This is a genomic window from Lentzea aerocolonigenes (assembly GCF_000955955.1).
Taxonomy (GTDB): domain Bacteria; phylum Actinomycetota; class Actinomycetes; order Mycobacteriales; family Pseudonocardiaceae; genus Lentzea; species Lentzea aerocolonigenes_A.
Map to the genome: position 1 here is coordinate 1 of NZ_JYJG01000460.1, position 17,543 is coordinate 17,543.

A 17,543-nucleotide genomic window follows, 5' to 3' on the forward strand; every position below is an offset into this window, starting at 1 on the left:
CCCGGACTTCGATACAGGCCCTAGCGGCCGCGACGGGGCTTCGCGCGCTTGGCGGGCTGCTTCTTCTGCCCAGGCGCGGGACCCCGTCGCTGCTGTTGCTTCGGAGCCTGCTTCTTGACCGGCTCCGGGCCGCGGGTGCTGTTGACCGTGCGGCCGCGGACGATGCCGATCATGTGCTCGACCAGCTCGGGGTTCTCGTCGCGGATCGGGAACGCCAGCGCCACCCGTGACTGCGGGGCGTCTGCGAGCGGCACGTACTTGAGGTCCTTGCGGTGGTGCAGCCGCGCGAGCGACTGCGGGACGACCAGCAGCCCCACTCCCGCGGCGACGAGCTCGATCGCGTCCGCGGTGGTCGCCGGCCGTTCGACGGGCGGCTGGCCGGGGATCGCGTCCCACTCGAGCGTGTCGTCCAGCGGCTGCCAGAGGACGTGCGTCGAGAGGTCCTCAAGGGACAGTTCGTCGGCCGCCGCGAACTCGTGGTCCTTCGGGAACACGACGACGGTGACCTCGGTGTAGAGCGGGATGGCGTGCAGGTCCTCGCGGTCGCCCGGCAGCCTGAGCAGCGCGGCGTCGGCCTCACCGGCGCGCACCTTCTGGCCTGCCTCGGCGATGGTCACCTGTACGAGGGTGAGCTCGGTCTCCGGCAGGCGTTCCTGCCAGACCCGTGCCCACTTGCCCGGCGTCACACCTGGGACGTACGCGAGCGTGAACGATCCGGTCACGTGCTGAGGCTACCCGACTCTCCCGTTACCCTTTGTGTCATGAAGTCGCAACAGACCATGAAGCCCGCCACCGCCGCCAAGAAGCTGGGCGTGTACCTCGAGGCCACGCCCGAGGAGTTCCAGGCGGGTGTGGTGTCGCGCGACGAGCTGAACGAGCTGCAGGCCAACCCGCCGCAGTGGCTGGCGGACCTGCGCCGCAACGGCCCGCACCCCAAGCAGCTCATCGCGCAGAAGCTCGGCATCTCGACGTCGGGCCTGGTGCGCGCCGGCATCACCGAGGCGCTCACCACCGAGCAGATCAACGCGATCAAGGACGAGAACCCGGAGTGGCTGGTCCGCGAGCGCGCGACCTACGTGGAGTTCAAGGCCGAGGAGGCGCGCCTCGCGGAGAAGGCGCGCCTCGACGAGCAGGAGTGACTCAGCAGCGCTGTTCGGTCTCGCCCGCCCAGACCACGTCGCCACCGGCGCCGGCCGCGCCGTAGCCCTTGGTGCACTTGTCGACGGTCGAGAGTCCGTCGGACCACACCTCGCGGTCGTTCGCGGCGTCGACGTTGTAGCCCTTGAGGTGGCCTTCCACGTAGAGGCCGGCGCCCGCGGTGAAGCCGCGGTGCGTGCTGGCCCACGACTCCCACACCCAGGTGTAGCCGTAGTTCTTGTTGCAGCCGAGGAACTGCTTGACCGACATCACGGTGTTGCCGCGGGTGTCCTTGACGATCTTCGTCGCGCCGATCTGGGTGACGCGCGCACAGCCCGGTGCCGACTCGGCGCTCGCCGGGGTGCCGCCCAGCAGCGCGATGCCGGCGGCGAGGCCGACGGTGAGCACGACGCTCTTCAACTTCGTTGCCATGGTCGAGCACCGTGTCAGCGCGCGCTGACACGGTGCTGACACGTGATGGCTGTCACCAGGTGAGCGGGAACTTCTCCAGGCCACCGGCGAGGCGGCCGCCGGGGTGCGACTCCAGTTCGGACTCGGGCACGGCCAGTTTCAGTCCGGGCAGGCGTTCGAAGAGCGTCGTGAACGCGACGGCGAGGATGATCCGCACGAGCGGGGCGCCGGTGCAGTGCCGCATGCCGTGGCCGAACGTGAAGTGGTGGTTGGGCGAGCGGGTGACGTCGAACTCGTGCGGGTCGTCGAACGCGCGCGGGTCGAAGTTGGCGAGGCTGAAGTCCAGCATCACCAGGTCGCCCTCCTTGATCGTGACGCCGCCGACCTCGATGTCCTCGCTGGCGTAGCGGGGCAGGACGGGCGAGCTGATCGTGGCGCGCATGACCTCGTCGACCGCCTGGGCCATGATCGCCGGGTCGGACATGGCCTTCTCGCGCTGCTCGGGGTTGCGCAGGAACAGCAGCACGCCGAAGTCGAGGTGGCTGGCGAGGCCCGCGAGGCCGGTGAACAGCAGCGTGACGACGTGCAGGCCGATTTCCTCGTTCGTCAGGCCGGTTTCGACGAAGCGGGAGATGACGTCGTCGCCGAGGTCGCTCCGGCGCCGTTCCCCGATCTCGGCGGCGAACCCGAACAGCGGGTCCATGCCGGCCTCGGCGTGCTGCTGGTCGGACGCGCCGACCGTGTCCATCATCTCGAGGAGTTTGCCGCGGTCCTCTTCTGGGATGCCGACCATGTCGCACAACGCCTGCTGCGAGTAGTCCATCGAGTAGGCGTCGTGCAGGTCGACCGGTGGGCCGGCGGCGATGATGGCGTCGAGCTTGGCGTTCGCGATGGCCTCGACGCGCACCTTGCGTTCGATGACGCGGCGGGCGGCGAAGCTCTTGGTGTAGAGGACGCGTTTCTTCTCGTGGCGTTCCTTCTCGACCTCGATGTCGTCGCTGGTGACGAGCATGTCGAGCATGGGGTTGCGCAGGAACCTCGGCGCGGTGGCGGGGTCTTTGTGGCTGCGGCCGAGTTTGTTGTTCTGCAGCAGCGACTTCACCTCGGCGTGGCGGGTGACGAGCCAGCCCTCGTCGCCCGCGGGCGTCCGGATGCGGCACACCGGAGCCTGCTCCTGCAGCCGGAGCCGGAGTTCGCTGAACGTCAGGATCGACGGCAGTTCGACCCCGATCAGGGGCAGTTCCTGGGACGTGGTCATCGGGCGCCTTCCAGTTTCTCGATTCGGGTGCCGAGCCAGTCCTCCACGACCTCGGCGACAACGCCCGCGTCCTCCTTGACCATCGCCATGTGGTCGGTGGCGACGACGCGGATCTCATCGGCGGGCACGTCGACGTCCTGGTCCGTGGTGACGAGGTCGGTGCCCTTGACTTCGTTGGCACAACGGATGAGCAGCTTGGGAACCGTCGTGTGGAGGCCGGTGTCGATGATGAGCGGGAACCAGTGCGCCATCGCGGACAGGCGCGTGCTGTTCATGTTCACCGCTGGCGAGTCCATGGTGTTGAAGTAGTTCGTGGTGACGGCGTCGAAGTCCATGCCCTCGCTGGAGTTGTAGTTCATGCTCAGGGTGTCGAGCATGATCACCGCTTCCGGGGTGATGCCCCAGGTCTCTTCCAGCACGGCGGCGGCGAAGTAGGCGAGGGTGCCGCCGGAGGAGTGTCCGACCAGGACGAACGGGTCGCCGTCGGTGCCGTTGAGGATGCTTTCGGCGACGAACCTGGCGGCGGCCTCGGTGGTCCTCGGGAGTGCTTCTCCCTCGCCGAAACCGATGAGCGGCAGTGCACTCACGTGTCGCCTGCCCCGGAGGTGGGCGGCGAGCCTCGCGTACATGTGCACGCCGGCCGTGGCTCCCGGGGCGCTGACGCAGACGAGCTTCGGGAGCTTGGGGCCGTCGGCGAGCGTGACCGGGACGGGCAGGTCTTCCAGTTCGGCCGGGCTGTCGAACATCGGGCGCAGGTTGGCGACCGCCTTGAGCATCCTGAGGCCTTCGACGACCTTGCCCGTGGTGACGCTTTCCATGAACAGGCCGAAGACCGTGTCGCTCGGGTCTGCCGCTCCGGCCGTCTTGCCGGGGCCGCTGATGGTGCCGAGCTCGGCGTCGACCTTCTGCGCGAACGCTTGTGGTGTGCCGCTGTCGAACACGGCGCTGCCGGGGAGTTTGAGGTTGAGCATGTCGTTGATCTGGTTGCGCAGCTCGACGGCGATGAGCGAGTCGAAACCGAGCTCCAGGAAGTTCTTGTCCTGCTCCACTTTGGACACGTCGTTGTGGCCGAGCAGGGCGGCGCACGTGCCGAGGACGAGCTCACGGACCTGGGCGGCGCGCTCGTCCTCGTCGAGGTTGCGGAGTTTGTCGAGCACGGTGACAGCGGCCATCTGGCTCTGCTGCGGGAGGTTCTGCTCGTCGACGATGTCGCGCAGCAGCGGGGCGACGCGCTGCTGGTCGCGGTTGACGTGCATGGGGATCACCGCGCGTTTGTTCTCGGCGAGGGCGGCGTCGAACAGCGCGAGGCCCTGTTCGGCGGCCAGCGGGGGCATGCCGGAGCGTTGGATGCGGTCCATGGCGGCGTCGCTGAGACCCGCGGTCATGCCGCCGTCCTGCGCCCACGGGCCCCAGGCGAGGCTGATGGTGTTCTCGCGGGTGCCGGCGAGTGCGTCGAGGTAGGCGTTGGCGGCGGCGTAGTTGCCCTGGCCGGCGGCGCCCATGACGTTCGCGACCGAGCTGAAGAGGACGAGCAGCTTGAGGTCGTGCTGGGCCAGCAGGTGCGCCGCGTCGACCTTCGGGGTGAGGACGCTGGTGAGGCGGTCCGGGGTGAGGGCGTCGACCAGGGCGTCGTCGAGGATGCCCGCCGTGTGGATCACGGTGGTGAGCGGGCGTTCGGTGGCAGCGAACAGGGTCTGGACGTCGTTCGGGTTGGAGACGTCGGCGGCCGCGATGGTGATCTTCGCGCCCTTGTTCTCCAGTTCCTGCTTGAGGTTCAGCGCTCCTGGCGCTTCCTCGCCGCGGCGGCTGGCGAGCAGCAGGTGCCTGACTCCGTGGCGGGTGACGAGGTGCTTGGCGAGCTGTGCGCCGAGTCCGCCGGTGCCGCCGGTGATCAGGACCGTCTCGTCCTCTGCCCAGTCGTGCTTGGCGTCGGGGTTCTCGGGGAGTTCTTCGAGGCGGGCTACTTTGACCTTGCCCTGGCGGACGATGACCTGGGGTTCGTCGCCGTTGACCAGTTCGGTGAGCAGGGCGCCGGATACGTCGAGTCCGTCGCTGTCGACCAGTAGGAAGCGGCCCGGGTTCTCGGCCTGGGCGGTGCGGACGAGGCCCCAGACGGCGGCTGCGGCGAGGTCTTCGCCTGTTGCGGCGCCGCGGCTGACGAAGACGACCCGGGCGTTCTGGAAGGTGAGCGCTTCCTTGATGATGCTCAGGGCTCGCTGGGTGTTCTGGTGCACGCTTTCCGGCGTGTTCTCGCCTGTGACTGCCACGACGAACACGTCGGGGGTGGTGTGCTGGGCGGCCTCGGTGAGGGTTTCGCCGTAGCCGCTGACCGACTGGCCCGCCGCGTACAGGACGTGGGCGAGGTCGAACTCGTCGCCGCCGATGATGGCCCAGCGCGCACCGGTGATCGCTGGGGCGTCCACAGTGGACTTGACCCAGGTCACCTCGTACAGCGCGGGGCGGCTGGCGTTCGGCTGGGTGCCCGGTGCCATGGTGCTCCGCGGCCAGAACCGCTCGGTGTCGAACGGGTAGGTGGGCAGGCTGATCTTGTTGCCTTGTTTCGGCCAGTTGATCTTCGTGCCGGTGACGTAGAGCTTGGCCAGCGCGGTGATGAACGCCGTGACCTCGTCCTTGTCCTTGCGCATCGTCGGGATGGCGCGGTCGACGAGTGCGGCCAGGACGGCGCTCGGGCCGATCTCGACGAAGGTGGCGTCGCCGATCTCGTTGATGTTGTCGGTGAACCTGACGGTGTCGCGGACGTGGCCGACCCAGTAGTCGGATCGTTCAACATTCCCACAAGTCACCAAAGGAATCGTCGGATTGTTGAACGAGATGCCCGCGATGGCCTGCTTGAAGTCGTCGAGCACGGGTTCCATCAGCGGCGAGTGGAACGCGTGGCTGACTTGGAGCTGCTTGCTCTTGCGATCGTCGAATCGTTCAACAATCCTACGTGCCTCTTGTTCAACACCGGCGATGACAACGGAGTCCTCGGCGTTGATGGCCGCGATGGAGACGCCGCTGGTGAGATGCGGGGCAATCTCGTCCTCGGCGGCCTGGATCGCGATCATCACGCCACCTTCCGGCAGCGCCTGCATCAGCTTCGCGCGCTCGGTGACGAGCCTCGCGGCGTCCACCAGGCTGAGCACTCCGGCGACGTGCGCGGCGGCGATCTCACCGATGGAGTGCCCGGCGACCTTGTCCGCCTTGAACCCGTAGCTCTCCAGCAGCCGGTACAGCGCGACCTCGAACGCGAACAACGCGGGCTGCGTGTACCCGGTCCGGTCGAGCGCGGCCTCGTCCTCCCACATGACCTGCTTGAGTTCTTGCGGCAGGTGCTTCAACACATCATCGAGGGCCTCCCGGAACCGCGGGAACGCCTCGTACAGCTCCTTGCCCATGCCCACGCGCTGAGCCCCCTGCCCGGAGAACAGCGCGGCGACCGGCTTGCGCTGCACCGTTCCGCTCGCGATCACCTCACCGTCGAGCACCACCGCGCGGTGATCGAACGTCGTGGGCCTCGCAGTCAGCAACGAGCAGGCGATGTCCTCGACATCACCCTCGATCCGGCCGAGCTGTTCGATCCGCGCCTTCAACGCGCTCGCCGACTTGGCCGACACGACCAGCGGATGCCTGCCCGCGAGGCTCCGGCCCCCTTCCGCTGTCTCACCCCGCCAGCGTCACCCCGCCAGCGTCACCCCCGCCAGCGTCACCCCCAGCGGCCCCGCCCCCGGCAGCCCCGCCCCCGGCTGCTGCGGTCCCGGCTGCGCCAACGCCGCCTGGATCGATCCCGGTTGGGGCCCCTCCGGGGGAGACCGAGGTCCCCACTCCAATCGTCTCAGAGGGGTCTGACAGTTCCGGGGTAGTCGGGGTGTGAGCGGACCGTTCAGGCGCTTCGGGGGCCTCTTGGATGATGACGTGGGCGTTGGTGCCGCTCACGCCGAAGGAGGAAATGCCGGCGCGGCGGGGTTTGCCGTTGCGGGGCCACGGGGTGGTCTCGGTGAGCAGCGAGACGCTGCCCGCCGACCAGTCGACGTGGGACGACGGCTCCGTCACGTGGAGGGTGGGCGGGAGCGTGTCGTGGCGGAGCGCCTCGACGATCTTGATCACTCCCGCGACGCCGGCCGCGGCCTGGGTGTGGCCGATGTTGGACTTGATTGCGCCGAGCCGCAGCGGGGTCGCGCGGTCCTGGCCATAAGTGGCGAGAAGGGCTTCGGCCTCGATCGGATCTCCCAGCACGGTGCCGGTTCCGTGGGCCTCGACAGCGTCCACATCGGACGCGGACAAGCCCGCGGAGGCCAGCGCGGCCTTGATCACCTCGCGCTGGGCCGGGCCGTTCGGGGCGGACAGGCCGTTGGAGGCGCCGTCCTGGTTGATCGCGCTGCCCGCGACGACAGCGAGCACCGGGTGGCCGTTGCGGTGGGCGTCGGACAGCTTCTCGACGAGCAGCACGCCGATGCCCTCGGACCAGCCGGTGCCGTCCGCGTCGTCCGAGAACGCTTTGCAACGGCCCGAAGTCGCGAGGCCACCCTGTCGGGTGAATCCGGCGAAATTCGAGGAAGTCGCCATGACGGTGACACCCCCTGCCAGCGCGAGCGAGCACTCACCACCCCGCAACGCCTGTGCGGCCAGGTGCAGTGCCACGAGAGAGGAGGAGCACGCGGTGTCGACGGTGACGGCCGGGCCCTCGAAGCCGAACGTGTAGGAGATGCGTCCGGAGATGACGCTCGCGGCGGTGCCCATACCCGCGTGGCCCTCGACGTCCTCCTGGGAGGCGATCAGGACGTGGCCGTAGTCCTGTCCGTTGGTGCCCACAAACACACCGGTCCGGGAGCCGCGCAACGTCGTCGGGTCGATGCCCGCGCGTTCGACGGCTTCCCAGGTGGTCTGCAGCAGCAGCCGTTGCTGCGGGTCCATCGCGAGGGCTTCGCGTGGTGAGATGCCGAAGAAGCCGGGGTCGAAGTCGGCCGCGTCGTAGAGGAATCCGCCCTGCAGCGTCGCGCTCGTGCCGCCGGCGAGCGTGCCCAGGTCCCAGCCGCGGTCGGTCGGGAATCCCGTGATGGCGTCGCGGCCGTTCGCCACGAGTTCCCAGAGGTCTTCCGACGAGCGGACCTCGCCGGGGAAGCGGCAGGCGATGCCGACGATCGCGACGGGTTCGTGCTTGCCGGACTCGACCTCCTCCAGACGCCGGCGGGTCTGGGCGAGATCGGCGGTGACCCACTTCAGGTACTCAACGAGCTTCTCTTCGTTCGGCATCGCCGGAAACCTTCCGTCTGCTGGAGTGGGGTCAGCGCTCGGTGCGTCGGCCGAGTTCGTTGTCGATGAAGGCGAACACGTCGTCCACGCTCGCCGAGTTGATGCGGTCGCTCACGGCTTCTTCGTTCTTCGCACTGCCGTACTGGGCGAGCAGGTTGCGCAGCCGGGCGGCGACGCCGTCACGTGCGAGGTCGTCTGCTGAGCTGGCGGCCAGTGCGGCCTCCAGCCGGTCGAGTTCACCGCTGATCGACGGCCCGGCGTCGTCGCCGAGCAGTTCGCCCGCGAGGTAGGCGGCCAGCTCGTCCGGTGTCGGGTAGTCGAAGACCAGGCCAGCGGGGAGCTTCAGGCCCGTGGCGGACGCGAGGCTGTTGCGCAGCTCCACCGCGGTCAGCGAGTCGAAGCCGAGGTCGCGGAACTGCTTGTCGTTGTCGATCACGGCGGGTGTGGCGTGTCCGAGGACGCCTGCCGCGTGACCGCGCACCAGGTCGGCCAGGTACTTGCCGCGTTCGTCCACAGGCAGGGCGTTCAACGTGGCCGCGATGTCCACAGTGGACGTGTTGCCGGTGCCTGCCGCGCGCTTCCCGCCCTTGACGAGGCCGCGCATGATCGCCGCGACCGGTCCGTTGGCGCGTCCGGTGGTGATGCGAGCCGGGACGAGCACCGCGTCTTCACGCGACGTGGCGTCGTCGAACAGCCGCATGCCTTGACGGACGCTGAGTGGCGGCATTCCGGTGCGGCCGATGCGGTCCATCGCGCCGTCCTGCAGATGTGCCGTCATGCCACCGGTTTTCGCCCACGGTCCCCATGCCAGCGAGGTGGCGACGAGTCCCTGTGCGCGCCGGTGTTCCGCGAGTGCGTCGAGGAACGCGTTGGCCGCGGCGTAGTTGCCCTGACCGGCGCTGCCGAGCACGCCCGACACCGACGAGTAGAGCACGAACGCCTTGAGTTTCTGCTTCTTCGTGGCCTCGTGGAGGTTCCAGGCGCCGTCGACCTTGGGCTTGAGGACGGTGCTGAGCCGCTCCGACGTGAGCGAGCTGATGATGCCGTCGTCGAGCACACCGGCCGTGTGGATGACGGCTGTCAGCCGCACGCCCTTGACGACCTTCTTGACCGCCTTGAGGTCCGCGGTGTCGCAGGCGGCGATCGTGACGTCGGCTCCGTGCGCGGTCAGTTCTGCCTGCAGCGCAACGGCATCCGGCGCGTCGCCGCCACGCCTCGAGACCAGCAGCAGCCGTTTGACGTTGCGTTCGGCGACGAGGTGCCTGGCGAGTTCCGCACCGAGACCGCCGGTGCCGCCCGTGATCAGGACAGTGCCTTCCGGGTCCCATTGCGCCGTCTCGACGGTGTCGGTGACGCGCGCAAGCCGGGCGACACAGGTCCGGCCTTCGCGGACACGGACCTGGGTCTCCCCCGCGTCCAGCAAGCCGGTGGGCAGCGGGGCGCTGCCGTCGGTGTCGACGAGCAGGAAACGCCCGGGGTTCTCCGACTGGGCCGTGCGGACCAGGCCTTCGACGGTCGCACCCGCCAGCCCGCTCGTCACGAAAGCCAATCGGTCCTCGGCTTGCACCAACTCCAGGGCTCGCGCGGCGAACTCGTGTGCCTGCTCAACGGTGTCGCCGCTGAACCGGACCTCGCGAACATCGCCCGCCGGCTGGGTTTCCGGCGCGGGCACCCACTCGACGCGGAACAGCGAGTCCTGGTGCTGCTGGGCGGCGAGCGGTGCCCCGAACACCACGTTCTCTGCGGACACGACAGGAGCTCCGTTGGCGTCCACCGCGGCGAACCCGCCATCGCTCAGCTTCACCCGCAACGTTTCGGCGCCGACCGCGTGGAGGCTGACGTTCTGCCATCGGATCGGTACCTGGGTTTCGTCGGCGACCCTGGTGGCGCAGTCGAGCAACGCCGGGTGGACGCCGTAGAACTGGGCGTCCGAGGTGCCTTCCGGCAGCGTGACCTCGGCGTAGATCGCGTCGGCCGCCTGCCAGATCTGCTCGCCGATCGCCGTCGCACCCTTCGGCGGCCACTCGCTGGCCGTGAAGTCCGCCCGGTGTTCGCCCTCCGCGAGGACACCGTGGGCGATCTGGGTGAACGGCTGCTCGTCGTTCGGTCGCGTGTAGACGGTGAGGGTGCGCTTTCCGTTGTCCGGCGCGCCGATCCACACCTGCAGCACGCCAGGGGTGAGCGACGCGGTGATCGTGAGCTCCTCGACCGTGCCGTACCCGACCTGGTCGGCGGCCCGGAACGCGATCTCCGCGAACGCCGTCTCCGGGAACGCCACCGCGAGCCGGTTCGTGAACACCACCGCGTCCTCTTGCGCCACAGTCATCGCGGCGCCCAGCAACGGGTGGTCGGCGGGCCCGAGACCGAGTCCGGACGCGTCGGCTGCCTGTGCCATCGGCGTCGGCCAGTAGTGGTCGTGGTCGAACGCGTAGGTCGGGATGTCGACGCGCTTCGCACCGGTGCCCTCGAACGCTTCCGCCCAGTCGACGTTCGTGCCCTGGACGTGGAGCCGCGCGAGCGCGGTGAGCCAGGCCGTCGTCTCGTCGCGATCCTTGCGCAGCGCCGGAATCGCGCCGTCGACGAGCGCCGACAGCACCCCGTCCGGCCCGATCTCCAGGAACGCGTTGACGCCCGCTTCTTCCAGTGCCGTCACCCCGTCGGCGAACCGCACTGCCTCCCGCACGTGCCGCACCCAGTACTCGGGCTCGGCCGGCTCGGTGCCCGCGATGCGCCCGGTCACGTTGGACACCAGGGGAATGCGGGGCGCGGCGAACTCCAGCGCCGTCACGACGGCGCGGAAGTCCTCCAGCATCGGCTCCATCAACGGCGAGTGAAACGCATGGCTGACCGGCAAACGCTTAGTCTTGCGCCCCTGCCCGGCGAACCCGTCGGCGATCTGCTGGACCGCTTTCTCCTCGCCCGCGATCACCAGCGCCCGCGGCCCGTTGATCGCTGCGATGGACACCGCGTCCGTCGCTGCCACCTCTTCTTCGGTGGCCTCGACCGCGATCATGGCGCCGCCTTGTGGCAGCGCCTGCATGAGCGAGGCCCGCGCGTTGACGAGTTTCGCGGCGTCTTCGAGCGTCAACACCCCGGCGACGTGCGCGGCCGCGATCTCTCCGACCGAGTGCCCGCCGACGAAGTCCGGCTCGATCCCGAACGCCTCCGCGAGCCGGAACAGCGCCACCTCGATCGCGAACAACGCCCGCTGCGTGTTCCCCGTCTGGTTGAGCCGCTCCTCGTCCCCGCCCCACATCACGTCACGAACATCAACATGCTCCAGCACCTCGTCGAGCGCCTTCCGGAACACCGGGAACCGCTCGTACAGCTCCCTGCCCATGGAGATCCGCTGCGACCCCTGCCCGGAGAACAGCACTGCCAGCCTGCGCCGGCTCGCCTGCCCCTGCGCGACCTCCGCACCGTCCAGCAACACGGCCCGGTGCTCGAACCGCGACCGCTTCAACAACGAGAACCCGACATCGAACGCATCGGCCTCGACCGCCCGGATCCGCTCGACCTGAGCGCGCAGCGAAGCGGAGGACTTCGCCGAAACAACGAGCGGGGCCCCCTTGGGGGGACGCGAGGTCCCCACTCCAATCGTCGCACGGGAGCCTGACGATTCCGTTCCTCCAAGATCGACAACTGCCGAGTTGTCCACAGCCGCCGAGTTGTCCACAGATTCCGTCGCAGCACCCTGACCAGCACCTTCACTCGGTACGCTGGAAAACGGGGGGATCCCCGCGCCGGGCACCGACGACGACGGTGCAGCCTCGAGAATGACGTGGGCGTTCGTGCCGCTGATGCCGAACGACGAGACGCCTGCCCTGCGCGCGCGGTCAACTGAAGGCCATGGCGTGTTCGAAGTGAGCAGCGAGATCGAGCCCGTCGTCCAGTCGACGTGCGACGAGGGAGTGGTGACGTTGATCGTGCGCGGCAGCAGCCCGTGCCGCAGCGCCATCACCATCTTGATCACGCCGGCGGCACCCGCGGCGGCCTGCGTGTGGCCGATGTTCGATTTGATCGAGCCGAGCAGCAACGGCGACGGCCGGTCCTGGCCGTAAGTGGCCAGCAAAGCCTGCGCCTCGATCGGATCACCCAGCGTCGTACCGGTGCCGTGCGCCTCAACGGCGTCGACATCAGCGAACGTCAACCCCGCCGACGCCAGAGCCTGACGGATCACGCGCTGCTGCGACGGCCCGTTGGGCGCGGTCAGGCCGTTGGAGGCGCCGTCCTGGTTGACCGCGGAGCCACGCACGACAGCAAGAACGTCATGCCCAGCAGCGACGGCATCGGACAGACGCTCCACCACGAGCACACCGATGCCCTCAGACCATGCGGTGCCATCAGCAGAATCCGAGAACGGCTTGCACCGCCCGTCACGCGCGAGGCCGTCCTGCAGCGAGAACTCCATGAACGCACCCGGCGCCGACATCACCTGCACACCACCGGCCAGCGCCAGCGAGCACTCGCCGTTCCGCAGCGCCTGCACCGCCAAGTGCAACGCGACCAGAGCCGACGAGCACGCCGTGTCGATCGTCATCGAAGGGCCTTCCAGCCCGAGCGCGTAAGACAACCGGCCCGCGATGACGCTCGGCGAGGTGCCAGTGCCGGAGTACCCCTCCAGCGCCTGTTCGGACGCGAGCATCAGGTGCGCGTAGTCCTGCCCGGACGCGCCGACGTAGACACCGGTCCGCGAGCCCCGCAAAGCCAAGGGGTCGATTCCCGTGCGCTCCAAGGCCTCCCACGACGTCTCCAGCACGAGCCGCTGGTGCGGGTCCATCGACACGGCCTCCCGCGGCGAGATCCCGAAGAACGCCGGGTCGAACGACGCGATGCCCTCGATGAACCCGCCCTGCCCGGTCACCGACTGGCCGGCGCCGTCACCGACGAGGTTCTCGTCCCAGCCGCGGTCGGACGGGAACCCGCCGATCGCGTCGCGCCCGCCCAGCACCAGCTCCCACAGCTCCTCCGGCGACGACACGCCACCGGGGAACTTGCACGCGATGCCCACGATCGCGATGGCCTCGTCGGACACCCGCACCGAGTCCTCGACCTCGGCAGAGCCACCGAACAGCTCGACAACGAGATGCGATGCCAGCGCTTCCGGCGTCGGGTAGTCGAACACGAGCGTCGCCGGCAACGTCAGCCCCGTCGCCGTGCCGAGCCGGTTGCGCAGTTCGACCGACGTCAGCGAGTCGAAGCCCAGCTGCCGGAACTCGCGGTCCGCGTCGATCGCATCGGCCGACGCGTGCCCGAGCACCGCGGCGGCCTCGCCGCGCACCAGGTCCACCAGCGTCCGCAACCGCTCAGCGGGGCGAGTGTCCTGCAATCCTTGCAGCGCGATGGTTCCCTGCGTTCGAGCGGCAGTCCGGCGTCCTCCCCGCAGCAGATTGCGCAGCAGCGGTGGCACCATCGTGGTGCTGGCGCCCGTGATGATCCGCGCGGGCACGACGAGCGGCTCGTCGACGCCGACAGCAGCGTCGAACAACGCCAGGCCGTGCTCCAGCGAGATCGGCGGCATCGACGACTTCTCCAGCCGCTCCAGCGCGGCCGCGTCCATCGTCTTGGTCATACCGACGTCGGAAGTCCAAGCGCCCCAAGCCAACGACACAGCAGGCAGCCCAACCGACCGCCGGTACTGCGCCAGCGCGTCGAGGAACGCGTTGCCCGCCGCGTAGTTGCCCTGGCCGGCGGTACCGAGCACACCGGACACCGACGAGTACAGGACGAAGTGCGCGTCCGGGACCAGCGAGTGAAGGTGCCACGCGGCGTCCACCTTGGGCCGCAACACCTTCTCCAGCCGTTCCGGCGTCATCGAGGCGATCACGCCGTCGTCCAGCACACCAGCCGTGTGCACGACAGCGGTCACGTCATGTCCACCGAGGACAGCAGCCAGCGCGTCCCGGTCCGCCACATCGCAAGCCGCGATGGTGACGTCCGCGTCCAACGCGGCCAGCTCCGCCGCGCCCGGCGAGTCAAGGCCACGACGGCTGAGCAGCAACAGCTTCCGCGTACCCCGCGCGACAAGGTGCCGAGCCAGCTCCGCACCCAACCCGCCGGTGCCGCCCGTGATCACCACAGTCCCGTCGGGGTTCCACCCGGCCGGAACGGTGATCACGATCTTGCCGATGTGCTTGGCGCGACTCATGAACCGGAACGCGTCGCGCGCACGGCGCACGTCCCACGCGGCGATCGGCAGCGGTGCCAGCACGTCGCTCTCGAACAGCTCGACGAGCGCGGTGAGCATGCGCTGGATGTGATCGGGATGTGCCTCACCGAGGTCGAACGGCCGGTAGAAGATGCCCGGCACGTCCTCCCGCAGATCGGTCTTGCCCATCTCCAGGAACCGCCCGCCCTCACCGAGCAACCGCAGCGAGGCGTCGATGAACTCGCCGGTCAACGCGTTCAGCACGAGGTCGAGCCGCGGGAACTTCTGCTCGAACGACGTGTCGCGGGAGTTGCCGATGTGCGCGTCGTCGAGCCCGAGCCCGCGCAGCACGTCCCACTTGCCCTCGCTGGCGGTGGCGAACACCTCCGCGCCGAGGTGCTTCGCGACCTGGATCGCCGCCATGCCAACGCCACCGGCACCGGCGTGGACGAGAACCTTCTCCCCCGGCCGCACGTTGCCGAGCTCGATCAGCGCGTAGTACGCGGTGAGGAACACCAGCGGCACCGACGCGCCCTGTTCGAACGTCCACCCGTCCGGAAGCCTGGTCAGGTAAGGCTCCTCGATGACGCCGACCGGCCCCATGCCGCCGAACAGCAAGCCGAACACCGGGTCGCCGACGCTCAGTTCAGTGCAGTCGGGCCCGAGCTCGGTGACGACACCCGCGGCCTCCGCACCGAACGAGCCCGCCTCGCCCGGATACATGCCGAGCGCGTTCAGCACGTCGCGGAAGTTGAGGCCCGCGGCCCGGATCGCGATCCTGACCTGCTTGCCCCGCAACGGCTCCGGCTCCCACGGCGCCAGAACGAGGTTGTCCAGGCTGCCCTTCGCGGTGGTGTCCAGGCGCCACGCCGCTACGGCCGGCGGCACCAGTGCCGACCCGGTCTGCAGCCGCGCCAACCGTCCAGTGTGGACAGTCCCGTCGCGGACGATCAGCTGCTGTTCCTCGGTGACCAGCATTCCCGGTGTCAGCGAGCTGTTCTCGTCGAGGTCCACGAGCAGGAACTTGCCGGGATTCTCGGCCTGTGCCGACCGCACCAAGCCCCACGCGGCCGCCGCGCCCAGATCGGTGATCGGTTCGTCGCCGATGGCCGCCGCGCCACGCGTCACGAACACCACGCGCTCTTCGGCGTTCTGCAGGATCTCCAGCACACGCTTGGTCGTCTCGTGCACGGCCGCCGCGTCCGGGCCGCCCGCCAGTTCGACGACGCGCGCGTCGATCTCCGCCGCCTCGCCGGCCTGCACCGGCACCCAGTCGACGCGGAACAGCGACTCCGCGACAGGATTGCCCGGCGCGCTCGTCGATGGCGTCCTGACGACCAGCGACTTCACCGACAGCACCGGTGCGCCCTCGACGTCGACGGCGGTGACCTCGACGGCATCACCACCCGTGTGCTTCAGCCGCACCCGCAGCCGCGACGGCCCGATGGCGTGCAGCGACACGCCGTTCCACTCGAACGGCAACCCTTGTCCCGCACCATCGACGAACGTGATGGCGTGCAACGCCGAGTCGAGCAGCGCCGGGTGCACGCCGAACGTCGCGGCGTCGTCCACACTGTCCGGCAGCGCGACCTCGACCAGCACCTCATCGCCGTTGCGCCACGCCGACCGCAACCCCCGGAAGATCGGCCCGTAGGCCAGTCCGCCTTCCGTGAGCGTCTCGTAGAACGCTTCCAGGTCAAGCTCTTCGGCGTTCGCGGGCGGCCACTCGGCGGTGTCGAACTCGGCCTGGTGCGCACCTTCGGCGAGCGTGCCGCCTGCGTGCTGGATCCACTCGTCCGAGTCGGGCGGCTGCGAGTGGATGCTGACCGGCCGGCGCCCGTTGCCGTCCGGCGCGCCAACCCTCACCTGCACCGCGACGGCTTCCCGTGCCGGCAGCACGAGCGGCACGACGATCGTGAGCCCCTCGACCCGGTCGCAGCCGACCATGTCTCCCGCGCGGATCGCGAAGTCGAGGAACCCGGTGCCGGGGAACAACACCGCGCCGCCGACGACGTGGTCCGCGATCCACGGGTGCGTGGCGAGGCTGAGACGTCCACTGAGGACGAACTCGTCGGTGCCCGCGACGGCGATGGCCGCGCCGAGCAACGGATGCCCGCCGGACCGCAGCCCGTATGCCGCGGGATCTCCCGCCCGGCCGCCAACGGTCGCCTTGGGCCAGAACCGCTCGTGGTCGAACGGATACGTCGGCAGACTGATCAGCTTGCCGCCGGTCAACCACGGCGCCCAGTCGACGTTGATCCCGTCGACGTGCAGCTGACCGAGCGCGGCGGCCAGCGCGGCTTCCTCGGTCTTGTTCTTCCGCAGCGTCGGAATCGCGCCGTCGACGAGCGCGCTGAGGACGCCGTCCGGCCCGACCTCGAGGAACTTGGTGGCCGGGATCTTCGCGACGTTGTCGGTGAACCGGACCGCGTCCCGCACGTGACTGACCCAGTACTCGGGATCGGTCACGTCTCCCATGGCGCTGATCGGGATCTTCGGCTCGCCGAACCGGATTCCCGCGATCGCTCGCCGGAAGTCGTCGAGCATCGACTCCATCAACGGCGAGTGGAACGCGTGGCTGACCTTGAGCCGCTTGGTCTTCTCGAACCGTGCCGCGATCGCCTCGACCTCGGCTTCGTCGCCCGCGATGACGATCGAGCCCGGTCCGTTGATCGCCGCGATCGACACCTTGCTCGTGAGGTGCCTGCTCACTTCTTCTTCCGTCGCCTGCACGGCCACCATGGCGCCCGTCTGCGGAAGCGCCTGCATCAGACTGGCGCGCGCACTGACGAGCTTCGCAGCGTCCTCCAAGCTGAGCACGCCCGCGACGTGCGCCGCCGCGATCTCACCGATCGAGTGACCCGCGAGATGGGCGGGCTTGATCCCGAACGCCTGCACCAACCGGAAGAGCGCGGTGTGGAAGGCGAACAACGCCGGCTGCGTGTTCCCGGTCTGGTTGAGCTTCTCCTCGTCGTCGCCCCAGATCACCTTCTTGAGCTCGGGATCGAGGTGCGCGAGCACGTCGTCGAACGCGTCCGCGAACGCCGGGAACCGCGCGTACAGCTCCCGCCCCATGCCGAGCCGCTGCGACCCTTGCCCGGAGAACAACACCGCCAGCGTGTGCTCCCCCGCCACCCCGCTGGCGAGCTCAACCCCGTCGAACAACACCGCCCGGTGCTCGAACAACGCCCGCGACCGCACCAACGACCACGCGACATCGACCTCGGCCGCCTCCACGGCACGAATCCGCTCGACCTGGGCCCGCAACGCCTCCGCCGACTTCGCCGACACCACCAACGGCACAGCGCCACGACTCGGAATCGATCCCGTCTGGGG

The 17,543-nt window shown here is 69.2% G+C and carries 7 protein-coding genes; 1 reads left to right on the forward strand and 6 read right to left on the reverse strand.

What is annotated here, in order from left to right; translation table 11 throughout:
- Window positions 1-20 precede the first annotated feature (20 nt).
- Window positions 21-722: a LysR family transcriptional regulator substrate-binding protein gene (locus UK23_RS43505; protein WP_045317690.1), complete on the reverse strand. Its 702-nt coding sequence runs from the start codon at window positions 720-722 to the stop codon at window positions 21-23.
- A 57-nt stretch (window positions 723-779) separates the two neighbouring features.
- Between UK23_RS43505 and UK23_RS43510 the strand changes: the two genes are divergently transcribed.
- Window positions 780-1,139, forward strand: coding sequence for a DUF5997 family protein (locus UK23_RS43510; protein WP_045317692.1), 360 nt, complete (start codon window positions 780-782; stop codon window positions 1,137-1,139).
- 1 nt (window position 1,140) lies between these two features.
- On the opposite strand, the gene UK23_RS43515 is transcribed toward UK23_RS43510, so the two are convergent.
- From UK23_RS43515 to UK23_RS43535, 5 genes are read right to left on the reverse strand one after another with little or no spacing between them, the layout of a single operon-like run.
- The gene (locus UK23_RS43515) at window positions 1,141-1,569 is read right to left on the reverse strand and encodes a hypothetical protein (RefSeq protein ID WP_052685564.1); all 429 of its coding nucleotides are present in this window, start codon (window positions 1,567-1,569) and stop codon (window positions 1,141-1,143) included.
- 52 nt (window positions 1,570-1,621) lie between these two features.
- On the reverse strand, window positions 1,622-2,806 hold the full coding sequence (locus UK23_RS43520) for a cytochrome P450 (protein ID WP_045317691.1): 1,185 nt from the start codon (window positions 2,804-2,806) through the stop codon (window positions 1,622-1,624).
- Window positions 2,803-6,423, reverse strand: a complete 3,621-nt coding sequence (locus UK23_RS43525; protein ID WP_052685565.1) for an SDR family NAD(P)-dependent oxidoreductase — start codon at window positions 6,421-6,423, stop codon at window positions 2,803-2,805. The genes UK23_RS43520 and UK23_RS43525 overlap by 4 nt, the downstream gene beginning before the upstream one ends.
- 46 nt (window positions 6,424-6,469) lie before the next feature.
- Entirely contained in the window at window positions 6,470-8,059 is a 1,590-nt protein-coding gene (locus tag UK23_RS43530) for a type I polyketide synthase (RefSeq protein WP_052685566.1), read from the reverse strand.
- Window positions 8,060-8,090: 31 nt separating this feature from the next.
- A complete protein-coding gene (locus UK23_RS43535; protein ID WP_052685567.1) occupies window positions 8,091-17,510 on the reverse strand; it encodes a type I polyketide synthase in 9,420 nt (3,139 codons plus the stop codon).
- Window positions 17,511-17,543 lie beyond the last annotated feature (33 nt).